The organism is Sphingobium sp. B2D3A (assembly GCF_025961795.1).
In the GTDB taxonomy this organism is placed as follows: domain Bacteria; phylum Pseudomonadota; class Alphaproteobacteria; order Sphingomonadales; family Sphingomonadaceae; genus Sphingobium.
Genome location: NZ_JAOQOI010000001.1, coordinates 3216572 through 3229295 on the forward strand (window position 1 = coordinate 3216572; position 12724 = coordinate 3229295).

The 12724-nt window shown below is 65.4% G+C and carries 8 protein-coding genes and 1 pseudogene; 5 read left to right on the plus strand and 4 right to left on the minus strand.

The window, feature by feature from the left end; translation table 11 throughout:
• The first annotated feature begins 432 nt into the window (after nucleotides 1-432).
• Nucleotides 433-3048 carry a glycosyl hydrolase 115 family protein gene (locus M2337_RS14950; protein ID WP_264570894.1) on the plus strand — a complete coding sequence of 872 codons (2616 nt, stop codon included), beginning with the start codon at nucleotides 433-435 and terminating at the stop codon, nucleotides 3046-3048.
• 57 nt (nucleotides 3049-3105) lie between these two features.
• Here M2337_RS14950 and M2337_RS17320 read toward each other — a convergent pair.
• Nucleotides 3106-3201 (minus strand): annotated as a pseudogene (locus tag M2337_RS17320) (PEPxxWA-CTERM sorting domain-containing protein); the annotation flags it as partial.
• A gap of 692 nt (nucleotides 3202-3893) precedes the next feature.
• Here M2337_RS17320 and M2337_RS14960 point away from each other — a divergent pair.
• The 4 genes from M2337_RS14960 to M2337_RS14975 are packed head-to-tail and all read left to right on the plus strand — an operon-like array spanning nucleotide 3894 to nucleotide 8608.
• A complete protein-coding gene (locus tag M2337_RS14960; RefSeq protein ID WP_264570896.1) occupies nucleotides 3894-5336 on the plus strand; it encodes an efflux transporter outer membrane subunit in 1443 nt (480 codons plus the stop codon).
• A gap of 14 nt (nucleotides 5337-5350) precedes the next feature.
• The gene (locus tag M2337_RS14965; protein ID WP_264570897.1) at nucleotides 5351-6697 is read left to right on the plus strand and encodes an efflux RND transporter periplasmic adaptor subunit; all 1347 of its coding nucleotides are present in this window, start codon (nucleotides 5351-5353) and stop codon (nucleotides 6695-6697) included.
• The gene (locus M2337_RS14970; protein ID WP_264570898.1) at nucleotides 6687-7400 is read left to right on the plus strand and encodes an ABC transporter ATP-binding protein; all 714 of its coding nucleotides are present in this window, start codon (nucleotides 6687-6689) and stop codon (nucleotides 7398-7400) included. Before M2337_RS14965 ends, M2337_RS14970 begins: the two co-directional genes overlap by 11 nt.
• Entirely contained in the window at nucleotides 7400-8608 is a 1209-nt protein-coding gene (locus M2337_RS14975) for an ABC transporter permease (protein WP_181560226.1), read from the plus strand. The genes M2337_RS14970 and M2337_RS14975 overlap by 1 nt, the downstream gene beginning before the upstream one ends.
• A 102-nt stretch (nucleotides 8609-8710) precedes the next feature.
• Here M2337_RS14975 and ligD read toward each other — a convergent pair whose 3' ends face one another.
• From ligD to M2337_RS14990, 3 genes are read right to left on the minus strand one after another with little or no spacing between them, the layout of a single operon-like run.
• Nucleotides 8711-11236 (minus strand): DNA ligase D, encoded by a 2526-nt coding sequence (gene ligD / locus M2337_RS14980; RefSeq protein WP_264570899.1) that lies wholly within the window; start codon nucleotides 11234-11236, stop codon nucleotides 8711-8713.
• Nucleotides 11236-11739, minus strand: coding sequence for an MgtC/SapB family protein (locus tag M2337_RS14985; protein ID WP_264570900.1), 504 nt, complete (start codon nucleotides 11737-11739; stop codon nucleotides 11236-11238). Before M2337_RS14985 ends, ligD begins: the two co-directional genes overlap by 1 nt.
• 1 nt (nucleotide 11740) lies before the next feature.
• Complete coding sequence (locus M2337_RS14990; protein WP_264570901.1) at nucleotides 11741-12676, minus strand: Ku protein; 936 nt, start codon at nucleotides 12674-12676, stop codon at nucleotides 11741-11743.
• Nucleotides 12677-12724: the final 48 nt, after the last annotated feature.

Genomic DNA, 12724 nt, shown 5'->3' on the forward strand with positions numbered 1-12724 from the left:
GGCCGGTGCAACCTTCTGCTGCCTTGAGCGTTTACACCCTTTTTTGGGCGGAGCAATTGCCATCCGCGTGGGAAAAATCGCGCGCCGAGCGGCGCTGCGGGCACTCGATTTGAGGCAAAAAATGGATCGTTTGGCGCCGCGATGGAGAGTTCCCTGCGCCAACGGCGTTGAGCGCGGAAGTCCAAACCCCGCCAGAATGGCAGAAATTCTGGGATATGGCACGCTCCGACCGCGCTAGCGTTAGCGCGTCATGCCCAATTGATGACCGCAGAAGCACTGCCACCGGCATGCCTCTGCTCGACCGAAAACCGTATTAAAACGGAACGATGCATTTGACAGCGGGCTCAACTATTTGCACTTTATTTGTCGGAGTAAAACGCGTGATGATGCGCTGAGGCGCCGCAGACAGGCGAAGAGTGAAGGGAGCGGATCATGCGCGAGCACGCGGCCAGCGGAGTCACGCGGCGACGGCTGATGGGAGGCGCGGCTGCCGGGACGCTCGCTTTGCTAGGCTCTCCACTCGCCGCGCGCGCCCGGACGCTGGGATTGGGGGCGCAAGCGCCCTTCCCGCTGATCCGCAGCGGCGTACCGGCTGGGGTGATAATCGATAGCGAGGCCGACAGTGCGGTGGGCCATGTCGCCACGCGATTCGCGGAAGATATTGGGCGGGTGTGCGGCACGGCTGCGCGCGTGTCGAAAGGCTATGGGAGCACGCCTTCCGGCGTGCCTGTCATCATCGGCGTGCTGGGCCAAAGCCGATTGATCGACGGTCTGATCGCTGCCGGAAAGATCGACGTGGGCGATCTCGCGGGGGCTTGGGAAGCCTTTCGGCGAATCGTCGTGGATCATCCGGCCAAGGGGATCGAGCGCGCGCTGGTGATCGTGGGATCAGATCGGCGCGGCGCCGTGTTCGGCACCTATGATGTCTCCGAGCAGCTCGGCGTCTCGCCATGGCATTGGTTTGCCGATGTGCCGGTCGCACGGCGGCGGGATGTGTCGATCTCCGCCACGCCGGTGCGGGATCAGCCCAAGGTGCGCTATCGTGGGTTCTTCATCAACGACGAGGCGCCCTGCCTGAGCAGTTGGGCGGAAAAGACGTTCGGCGGCTTCAACACCGCGATGTACGCCCATGTCTTCGAGCTTCTGCTGCGCCTCAAGGGCAATTATCTTTGGCCGGCGATGTGGGCACCGCGCGCTTTCGCCGCCGACGACCCGCAGAACATGACCCTTGCCGATGAAATGGGCGTGGTGATGGGCAATTCCCACCACGAGCCGATGCTCCGGGCGCAGGACGAGTGGCACCGCAATCCTGAAGGCGGCGTGACCGGCGGACGCTGGGATTACACGACCAACGCCGACAATCTGCGCGAATTCTGGCGCGGCGGGATCGCCCGCATGATGTCGAAAGGGAATGGCGGGCGCTATGAGTCTGTCGTCACCATCGGAATGCGAGGCGATGGCGACGAAGCCATGGCGGAAGGCACCGCGATCCCGCTGCTCGAACAGATCGTGACGGACCAGCGCGGCATCATCGCGCAGGCGACCGGGCAGAGCGCGGACAAGACCCCGCAGGTCTGGGCGCTCTACAAGGAAGTGCAGGATTATTATGACCACGGCATGCAGGTGCCCGACGATGTCATCCTGCTGTTCGCCGACGACAATTGGGGCCAGATCCGCCGCCTGCCCGATCCGGCCGCGAAACCCCGCAGCGGCGGCTATGGGGTCTATTATCACTTCGATTATGTGGGCGTGCCGCGCAACTATAAGTGGCTAAACACCAACCAGATCGAGAAGGTCTGGCAACAGATGGACCTCGCCTATCAGCGCGATGCCCGGGCGATGTGGATCGTCAATGTCGGTGACATCAAGCCCATGGAATATCCGCTGAGCTTCTTCCTGGCGATGGCCTGGAACCCTGAGACGATGACGCCGCAGGCGCTTGCGGCTTATCCGGCGCGTTGGGCGGCGGCGACGTTCAGCCCCGAACAGGCCGAGGCGATCGGTGCGATGATGACGGCCTACAGCCAATATGCCGCGCGGCGAAAACCCGAACTGATCGATCAGGACAGCTTCCCGCTGGGCGACGTCACCTCGCAGGCGCTGGACGGAGGCGTGTTCGGGGCTCTGGTCGGTGAGTGGGATGCGCTCGAACGCCGGATGCTCGCCACGCGGGCGCGGCTGCGCCCCGAGCAGCACGATGCTTATGATCAGCTCCTCGCCTATCCGATCAGCGCGATGGCCAATCTGTACCGGCTCTATTATGGCGCGGCGTGGAACAAGCGGCTGGCGCAGGACAATGACCCGCGCGCCAACTATTTCGCGGACATGGTGGAAACGAGCTACCAGCGCGATGCCGATCTGACCGCACACTATCATACGCTCAATGGCGGCAAGTGGGATGGCATGATGGCGCAGGTGCACATCGGCTATGTCATCTGGCAGCAGCCGACCCAGCAGACCATGCCCAGCATCTCGCGGGTCGGAGACGGAACGACGAAGGGCGCGCCCGTCTTTATCATGCCGCGTGCCGCGGATGCCCGCATCATCACCATTGCGGCGAGCGACTTCGCCCGCGCGCGCCATGCCAAGGGCCTGCGCTGGACCCCCATCGCCCATCTCGGTCAGGGCGGCAGTGCGGTGGTGGCTCTGCCGCAAGGCAAGCCGCCGACCACGCCGGCCGACGGGGTCGCGCTCGATTATGAGGTGGACGTTCCGCATGCGGGGGTTGGCCAGATCACGGCCCATCTGGTCCCCACGCTGGATACGATGGGACAGGCCGGAGTCGCGCTCGGTGTGTCTCTGGACGACGGCCCGGTCATGGTCTTGCGAGCCGTGCTGGAGCCGACGGGCGGCGCGCAGGACACGCCCGCCAAGCGGCGCTGGGCCGAGGCGGTCATCGACAACAGCCTACGCCTGACCGCCGATCTCGGCCCGGTTGAGGCCGGGCGGCACCGGATCAGCATCTGGCGCATCGACGACAATGTCGTGCTGGAAAAGCTGGTGCTGACCATCGCTGGCGGAGAGGGCCGCGCGCCTACTCCAGCATGACCCATGAAAAAGGGCCGGAAGTCCGGCCCTCTCTTCCTTTGCTGCGGACGAAGCCGGTCAGCCGAAGCTGACCGACACCTTGCGGCGGCGCATCATAAGACCCACCAGTGCCAGGCCGCCGAGCATGAGCGCCCAGGTCGCAGGCTCAGGAATGGGATTGGAGGCCGGCGGCGTCACAGGCGGATTATAGGCCGCCTCGCTTACCTGCACATAGCCGCCGAACCAGTCGCCCCAGCAATCGGGGCAGGTGTAGTTCGCCTTGAAGTGCAGGGTTACCGACCCGGCATCGGCAAAGCCGGAACCGATCAGCGCGTTGGACCAGCCCGGCGTCAGATTGCTGGCGATGCTCGTGCCGTTGAGCAAAATGTCCGTGAACTGGAATTTCGGCGAACCGCTCAGAAACAGATCCACCTTGCTGTAGGTCGGCAGGTTGAACGTGAATGTCTGGTCCACGGTCGAGAATTGGGAGACCTGAACGCCCCAATAATCGATGCCGGCCCACTGGCCTGCTGGGTTGTTGATCCCGTCGGTAATGGTCGAGGTCGCCAAAGCGGGGACCGACACCAAAGACAATGCGAGCGCCGCAGCGCCAAGCCTCACGTTCATCATGCTGTTCTCTCGAAGAAGATCGGGCTCCGTCCTGGTGCGTCGCTTGCGACAATCCGGCCCTGTTGCAGCCATGATAATCGACGCGCATTCACCGAACAACTTCCTTAACCATCAATATCTTAAGGAATGGATAAGGCCGCTTCGCGCAGCGTTCCGTAGCGGCAATCTACCCGTTCGGTATAATTTGTGACAATTTGCGGCTGGACGAAAATTGCGCGCTCACCCATTCATCGGGCATGAACCGCGCATTCCTGCTGCTATCGGGCATCGTCCTGCTGCCATCCTGCACCATGGCTCCCGCTTATGAGCCGAAAAGCGCCTCCGCTCTGGGGGTGCCCGATCAGTGGTCCGTGCCCGCGACACCGGACCGGCCGGACCTGACCCGCTGGTGGCAGAGCTTCGATGATCCGGTGCTGGGCCAGTTGGTGGAGCAGGCCGCGCAATCCAACCTCGACCTCGCACAGGCGACGGCGCGGCTGCGGCAGGCGCGCGAGGCGCTGGTGGTCAGCCGCTCGAGCCTTCTCCCCTCGGCCAGTGGCTCGGCCGGTTACCGCCGGACCGAGCCGCTGCGGGGCGGCGACAGGACGACGACGCTGCCGGATGGATCGGTCGTGACCGTCGGCGATGGGGGCACCGACAGCTTTTCGCTGGGGCTGGACGCCAGCTACCAGTTCGATCTCTTCGGCGGCGTGCGCAGTTCCGTGGCGGCCAGCCGGGCGCAATATGAAGGCGCGGGCTTCGATTATGCGACCGTGCTGCTCTCGGTGCAGAGCGAGGTTGCACGCAATTATGTGCTGGCGCGTGCCTATCAGGCGCAGATCGAGAATGCGCGGTCGAGTCTCGCGATTCAGGACGATAATCTGGAGATCGCCGGCTTCCGCGTTCAGGCCGGGCTGGTTTCTTCGCTGGATGCCGAGCAGGCGCGGGCAAGCCGGGCACAGACCGCCGCCAGCCTGCCACAGATTGAGCAGCAGTATAATGCCGCCGTCTCCCGCATCGGCGTGTTGACCGGGCAGGCACCCGGCGCGCTCAAGGAGATGCTGGCAGCGCCCAAGCCGATCCCCCATGGACCGGAGGAGATCGCTGCCGGCATCCCCGCCGACGTGCTGCGCCAGCGCCCCGACGTGCGTGCCGCCGAGCGCAACCTCGCCGCCACCACCGCGCAGATCGGCGTCTCGCGCGCGCAGCTTTTCCCGGCGCTCAGCATCGGCGGTAGCCTGAGCGCGGGCGCCACCAGCATCGGCAGCGTGCTCGATACGATCACCGGCAGCCTGTTCGCGAGCCTCAGCCAGCTCATCTTCGATGGCGGCCGCACCAGCGCGCAGATCCGCTCCGCGCAGGCCGGCGCGCAAGGCGCCTTCGCCAGCTATCGGTCGACCGTGCTGACCGCGCTGGAAGATGTCGAGAACGCGCTGGTTGCGCTGCGCACCGCCGGTGAGCGGGAACGACAGTTCGCCATCGCCTTCGATGCGGCCAACACTTCCGCTCTGCTCGCACGCGACCAGTATCGCACCGGCCTCACGGACTTCACCACGCTCAACACGCAGGAAGCATCGCTCATCTCGGCCCGCAACGGCCTGGTGCAGGCCCGCGCCGACAAGGCAACCGCCCTGATCGCTCTTTACACCGCACTGGGTGGCGGGTGGGATTCCACCGTCACGCCGACCGCGCCTCAATGACCGGAAGCACAAGCATGGCAGATCAGCAACTCGATGATTTCCTCGGCGTGAAGCCGCAGCCGGCCTGGCGCCGCCATTTCAAATGGGTCGCCATCGTCGCTGGCGCGCTGCTGCTCATCCTGCTCGCCTGGCGCTTCTTCGGCAGCGCAGAGGCGCCCGGCTATGTGACCGCGCCGGTGCAGCGCAGCCACCTCGTCACCACTGTCTCGGCGACCGGCAAGCTGGCGCCGACCAATCAGGTGACGGTCGGCTCGCAGCTCTCCGGGCTGGTGGTGCGCGTGCTGGTGGACGTGAACGACCGTGTGACGCAGGGCCAGCCGCTGGCCGAGATCGACCCCGAGCAGATCGAGGACCAGATTCGCCAGGGCCGCGCCCAGCTTGCCGCCAATCAGGCGCAGGTGGCGCAGGCCAAGGCCACACTCTCCGAATCGCAGGCGCAGCTTGCCCGGCTGGAGGAGGTCGCCCGACTTTCCGGCGGACGTGTCCCCTCTAAGACCGAGCTGCAGACCGGACGCGCCAATGTGCAGCGCGCACAGGCTGCGCTGCGGGTGGCCGAGGCCAATGTCGTCGCCAGCCAGGCCGCGCTTTCCCAGAACCAGACGCAGCGCGCCCGGGCGATCATCCGCTCGCCCGTGGCGGGCGTCGTGCTCGCCCGTCAGGTCGACCCCGGTCAGACGGTCGCGGCCTCGTTCAACACGCCGACCCTGTTCGTGATCGCCGAGGATCTCTCCAAGATGAAGCTGGAGGTGGCCATTGACGAAGCCGATGTCGGCACGGTCAAGGAGGGCCAGAAGGCGACGTTCATCGTGGATGCCTTCCCTGAGCGGACCTTCCCGGCCGTCATCACCCGGGTCGACATCGGCTCCAATCTCTCGGCCAGCGCGGCCAGCGCATCCTCGACGTCGAGCACGTCCGCGAGCGGCACCACGGGTCAGGTCGTCTCCTATGCCGCCGACCTCAGCGTCGATAACGAGAAGCTCGACCTGCGCCCCGGCATGACCGCGACGGCGGACATTGTCACGTCCGACAAGAAGAATGTGCTGCTGGTGCCCAACGCGGCGCTGCGCTTCTCCCCGCAGGCGCAGGGTGGCAGCCAGGCTGGCGGCGGCCAGTCCGGCATCACCGGCGCGCTCTCCATGGGGCCGCGCCGCAGAGGCGGCGGCAATGACCGCAGCGTCACCGTGGGTCGCGGCGCGCAGCAGCAGGTCTATGTGCTGGGTGAGGACGGCAAGCCGAAAGCGGTGCAGATCACCACCGGCGACACCGACGGCTTCCATACCGAAGTGCTCTCCGGCGACCTCAAGCCCGGCATGAACGTGATCACCAGCCAGCTCAGCGGGGCCGCCAGCAGTGGCCGATAACGCCTTCATTTCCCTGCGCGGCATCACCAAGGTCTATGGCGAGGGCGCGACCGCGTTCCAGGCGCTCAAGGGCGTCGACCTCGACGTGGCGCAGGGCGATTTCGTGGCGGTCATGGGCCCGTCCGGCTCCGGCAAGTCGACGGCGATGAACATCCTCGGCTGCCTCGATGTGCCGACCTCGGGCGCCTTCATGTTCAAGGGCGTGCATGTCGAGACGCTGGACCGGGATCAGCGGGCACTGCTGCGCCGCAAATATCTCGGCTTCGTCTTCCAGGGCTTCAACCTGCTGGCCCGCACGACCGCGCTCGAAAATGTCGAGCTCCCCCTGCTCTACCGCGGCGATGCCAAGGATGCGCGACGGGAGGCGGCAATGAGCGCGCTCGAGAAGGTCGGGCTGGATAAATGGTGGGACCATACGCCCGCCGAACTCTCAGGCGGCCAGCAACAGCGTGTCGCCATCGCGCGCGCCATCGTCACCAATCCCGATGTGCTGCTCGCCGACGAACCCACCGGCAATCTCGACAGCGAGCGCTCGGTGGAGATCATGGAACTGCTGAGCGGCCTCAATCGCGATGCGGGCATCACCGTGCTCATGGTGACGCACGAGCCAGACATGGCCGAGTTCGCCCGCACCATCGTGCATTTCAAGGACGGGCTGGTCGACCGCATCGAGCAGGGCGCCGGCAAAAGGGCAATGCACTGATGCTGGGCACCACCTTCCTCCTCGCGCTGCGCTCGATCCTGCGGCACAAGCTGCGCTCCTTCCTGACGACGCTGGGCATCATCATCGGCGTTGCGGCGGTCGTGACCATGGTGACGCTGGGCAAGGCAACGACAGCCGCCGTGCAACAGCAGATCGCGGCGCTCGGCACCAACATCCTGCAGGTGCGGCCCGGCCAGGGCTTCGGCCGGGGTGGCGGCGGGCCGCGTCCGCCAGAGTTCGAGCCATCGGACGTGACGGCCATCCAGCAGCAGGTCGCGGGCGTCACGGCCGTCGCCCCGCAGGCGCAGGCCAGCGCGACGGCGATCTATGAGGGCGCCAATTGGTCGACGACGATCAACGGCACGACCATGGATTATTTCAAGGTCCAGCCCTGGCCACTGAGTGCCGGGCGCATGTTCACCCCGGCGGAGGAAACCGCCGGCAAGGCCGTGTGCATTATCGGCTCGACCGTGCAGCGCAACCTCTTCCGGGGCGACGATGCCATCGGCAAGCGCTTCCGCATCGGCGACGTCAGCTGCGACATCGTCGGCACGCTGAGCACGCGCGGACAGGCCGGCTTCGGCGGCGATCAGGACGATGTCGTCATCATGCCGATCAAGACCGTGCAGCGGCGCTTTACCGGGACGACGGATATCCGGCTGCTGATGGTGGGCGTCGATCAAGCCTATTCGACCCAGCAGGTGCAAGCCTCCCTCACCGATCTGCTGCGGGACCGGCGCAAGATCACCGGCGGCAAGGAAGATGACTTCAACATTTTCGACACCCGCCAGATTTCCGACACGCTGACCGGCACCACGACGCTGCTCACCCGCATCGTCGCGGCGGTGGCGGGCATCAGCCTTGTGGTCGGCGGCATCGGCATCATGAACATCATGCTCGTCTCCGTGACGGAACGGACCCGCGAAATCGGCATCCGCCTCGCCATCGGCGCGGTGCAGCGCGAGGTGCTGCTGCAGTTCCTTGTGGAGGCGGTGGTGCTCTCCTGCCTCGGCGGCGCGATCGGCCTGCTGTTGGCCCAGATCGCCATCGCCGTGGCGACGCCCTTGATGCAGGTGCCGTGGACGTTCGACGCGCAGATCAACGTCTTTGCCTTCTGCATCTCCGCGCTGATCGGGGTGGTGTTCGGCTTCTTCCCCGCCCGGCGGGCGGCGGCCCTGAACCCCATCGACGCGCTTCGGCACGAATAGGGGGTCTAATCCTCCCCCCGTTCGTGTCGAGCGTAGTCGAGACACGCCAGCGCTGTCCTAACGTGTCTCGACTTCGCTCGACACGAGCGGGCAGGCAAAGGCTCACAATTCCGGCAAGCTCTGCGCCATCAATCCCCAGCCCCGCAGCGACTTGTCCCGTGACCGCTCGATCAAGGCCTCCGCATCCGCGATGCTGAACGGATGCGCATCCTTCGCATCCTCCAGCTCCTCCCAGCTGATCGGCACCGCAACCGGCGCGCCAGCACGGGCGCGCGCGGAATAGGGCACCACCGCCGTGCCGCCCCGCTGGTTGCGCAGATAATCGATGAAGATGCGCCCCTTGCGCTTGGCCTTGCTCATCGTGGCGACGAAGCGCTCCGGCTCGGCCATGCTCATCGCCTCTGCGAAGCGATGCGAAAAATCCTTGTGCGTGTCCCAATCATGCCCCGGCGTGAGCGGCACGATCACATGCACGCCCTTGCCGCCGGACAGCATGGCGAAGCTGACCAGCCCAATATCCTCCAACCGCCGGCGGATATCCCGGGCCGCGCGGATGATCTCGGAGAAATCCAGCGCCTCATCGGGATCGAGATCGAAGATCATCTTGTCAGGATGCTCGACATCGCTGGCCCGCGCGGCCCAGCCGTGAAATTCGATGGTCCCCATCTGCACGCAGGCGAGCAGGCCCTCGCTGTCCTGCACGTAGAGATAATCCTCTGTGCGGCCATCCTTCTCGCGAATGGGCACATGATGCACATGGGCGCCGAACGAACCGCTATCATGCTTCTGGAAGAAGCACTGCTTCGCCCGGCCCTGCGGGCAGCGCACAAGGCTGATCGGCCGGTCCGACACGAAAGGCAGCATGAGCGGCGCGATCGCCGCATAATAATCGGCCAGATCGCCCTTGGTCTGCCCGCTCTCGGGGAAAATCACACGCTCCCGGTTGGAGATCGGCACTTCGCTTTTCGCCTTGGGTGCGGGGGCTTTCTTTTCGGGCGTCACGGCGGTCGCATCCTTGTCGCTGCGCAGCCCCAGGAAGCTGCCATGCCGAACCCGGCCGTCGCCGGTAAATTCCGCAAAGGCCACCTCGGCAACCAGATCCGGCTTGATCCACTGCGCGCCGCGTGCCTCGGCCCGAGGCACCTCGGCCGCCGGGGTCTTGCGCGCGCGGGTGGCGAAGCGAGCCGCGAGATCGTCCATCGTCGCCGCATCGAAGCCGGTGCCGACCTTGCCTTTGTAGACCAGCTCCTCCCCCTCTCGCTGGCCTAGCAGAAGTGAGGCAAACGGACGCCCCTTGGCGCTGCTGCGGCTCCAGCCGATCAGCACGAACTCCTGCCGCAGCGTACATTTGACCTTGAGCCAGTTGCGGGTCCGCGCGCCGCGATAGGGCGCATCGATGCGCTTGGAGATGATCCCCTCACCACCCGCTTTACACATGGCCGTAAACAGCTTCTCGCCCGCGCCTATGACATGATCGGCGACATGAAGCGGCGCCTGTGCCGCGTGGAGCAGCGATTCCAGCCGCTCCTTGCGCTCGATGTTCGAACTGCCGCGCAGGTCCGCGCCATCGAGGCTCAGCAGATCGAAGGCGAAGAAGCTCAGCGCAGCCTTGCCCTCACCCTTGAGCGCGGCCTGCAAGGTCGAGAAATCGGGATTGCCGCCCTTACCCAGCGCCACGATCTCGCCGTCAATCAGCGCGGGCGGCAGATCCAGCGCGGCCAAGGCGTCGGCAATGGGCTGAAACTTGTCCGTCCAGTCGAGGCCGCTGCGCGTAAAGAGCCGAACATCCGCGCCGTTGACGGCTGCGAGTGCACGATAGCCGTCGAACTTGATCTCGTGCATCCACTCATTGCCCGTTGGCACCGCATCAACCAGGGTCGCCAGCTGCACGGACTGGAAATCCGGCCGCTTGGCTTTCGACTGAGCTTTCGACGTACGGCGTGCTGGCGCCGCCGCCTTCTTGGCAGCCTTGTCATTATGCGCGGCGGCGGCCTCCATCGCCTGGGTGAAGGCCTTGCCTTTCTTGCCGGCCAGCGACTGCGCGCCCGCCGTATCCGCCGCGATCTCCGCCATGGTGCGGTCGGTGAGCACGGATGTCAGTGATTGCTCCACCAGAACGTCGCCGGTGCCGGCGAATGCGTCGTCGATCTTGCGCAGCAGCCAGTTCTCGCGCTTTTCGCCGGGGCGCGGCTTCATCCGCACCAGCAGCCATTCGCCCTTCATCCGCTCGCCTTCCAGCCGGAAATGGAGGTGGCCCTTTTCGATGTCCTTGGCGCTCTTGCCTTCCACCGGTGCCCAGCTACCCTTGTCCCACAGCATCACCGTGCCGCCGCCATATTCACCCTTGGGGATGATCCCCTCGAACGTCGCGTAGGAGAGCGGGTGATCCTCCGTGCGCACGGCGAGGCGCTTGTCGTCCGGGTCCACGCTTGGCCCCTTGGTCACCGCCCAGCTCTTGAGCACGCCGTCCACTTCCAGCCGGAAGTCCCAGTGCAGACGGGTCGCGTCATGCTTTTGCACGATAAACAAATTGCCGCCGGGGCTGCGCTCGTGCTTGCCTGCCGGCTCGGGCGTCCGCGTGAAATCGCGCTTGGCATCATAATCGGCAAGGGGGCTCTTGCGGGGCATCAGCTCTTCTCCTCTTCCTTGTCGGAGGGCCTGTCTGCGAGGCGAGGCTCGATCCAGCGCCGCTCCACCAGCCGCAGAAAGGTCAGCATCACCACCGACACGATGCTCGCCACCAAAACCAGCGGCCACTGCGCCGCACCGCACGCAATGCCCACCACGGTCGCCAGCCAGATGTGCGCCGCAGTGGTGAGATTATGGACCTCGCCCTTGCTGAAGACGATGAGGCCTGCCGCAATGATGCCGACGAACGTCCCCGTCGCCTCAAAGATACGCAGCGGGTCCATGCCCGACTGGCCGGTCGCAAGCTGACGATAAAGCGAGATCGAGCTCACCGTCATCACCGCCGCGCTGAAGCAGATGAGCCCATGAGTGCGGAGCCCGGCAGCGTGTCCGCGCAATTCTCGGTCCAGCCCCAGCGCCAATCCCAGCAGGGCCGCGATACCCAGCCGCAGCATCACCTCCCCATCGACCCAATGCAGCGGCGTTCCGGGGTTGAGATCCATGTCAGGCGCTCTTGCGGCGGCTCGACCGTGATGCGGTTGCCCGGCTTCCCGCCGCCTTCGAGGCCGGAGCCTTGGCGCTCTTGCTGGCGGTTGCCCGGCTCTTGGTGGGCGCGCTCTTGGTTGTGCCGCCCTTCTTGGCAGCCCCGCCATCGCCAACCGACTTCTTGAGCGCAGCCATCAGATCGATGACATTGCTGCCGCCGGGCCGGCTCGCTTCCTCGGCATCCTCGAGGATGCGCTTGCCGCCCTTGGCCTTGCGCTTTTTCTCGATCAGCCCCTCGAGCGCCTCGATGTAGCGATCCTGAAATTCGGCCGGGTGGAACGGCGCGCTTTTCTTGTCGATCAGCGCGGTCGCGAGATCGAGCAGATCGGCCTCCGGCTTGGTGTCGCCGATATCGCGGAAGAAGCCCTGCGCCTTCACCACCTCATCGGCATAGCGCAGCACCTCCATCACCAGCCCGCGCCCGCACGGCTTGATGGAAACCAGCTGCTCGCGCCCGCGCACGGAAAGCTGGCCCAGGCCGACCTTCTTCGCCTGCCGCAGGGCATCGCGCAGCACCACATAGGCTTCCTCGGCCAGATCATCCGCCGGCACGACATAATAAGGCTTGTCATAATAAAGCACGTCGATCTCGCTCGCGTCCACGAACTGGACAAGGTCCAGCGTCTTGCGGCTCTCGATCTTCACGGCCTCGATTTCCTCATCATCGAGCAGCACATACTGCCCCTTGGAAACCTCGAAGCCCTTCATGATCTCGTCGCGATCAACCGGCCCGACGCCGGGTGCGACCTTCTCATAGCGGATGCGCTTGCCGCTCGGTTCATGGACCTGATGAAAGGCGATCTTGGCGCCCGAGCGCGTGGCGGAAAAGACCTCCACGGGGATCGAAACGAGCGCCAGCTTGATCTGCCCACGCCAATATGCACGCGCTGCCATGAGATACCTCCGGGAATGAACCCCGCGGCGCGGTGGTTGGTTCCCTGC

Coding starts and splice junctions, on each gene's coding strand:
- ligD (WP_264570899.1), bottom strand. CDS start 11,236: ATGCCCCGCAAGAGCCCCCTTGCCGATTATGATGCCAAGCGCGATTTC.
- M2337_RS14975 (WP_181560226.1), top strand. CDS start 7,400: ATGCTGGGCACCACCTTCCTCCTCGCGCTGCGCTCGATCCTGCGGCAC.
- M2337_RS14960 (WP_264570896.1), top strand. CDS start 3,894: ATGAACCGCGCATTCCTGCTGCTATCGGGCATCGTCCTGCTGCCATCC.
- M2337_RS14965 (WP_264570897.1), top strand. CDS start 5,351: ATGGCAGATCAGCAACTCGATGATTTCCTCGGCGTGAAGCCGCAGCCG.
- M2337_RS14990 (WP_264570901.1), bottom strand. CDS start 12,676: ATGGCAGCGCGTGCATATTGGCGTGGGCAGATCAAGCTGGCGCTCGTT.
- M2337_RS14985 (WP_264570900.1), bottom strand. CDS start 11,739: ATGGATCTCAACCCCGGAACGCCGCTGCATTGGGTCGATGGGGAGGTG.
- M2337_RS14950 (WP_264570894.1), top strand. CDS start 433: ATGCGCGAGCACGCGGCCAGCGGAGTCACGCGGCGACGGCTGATGGGA.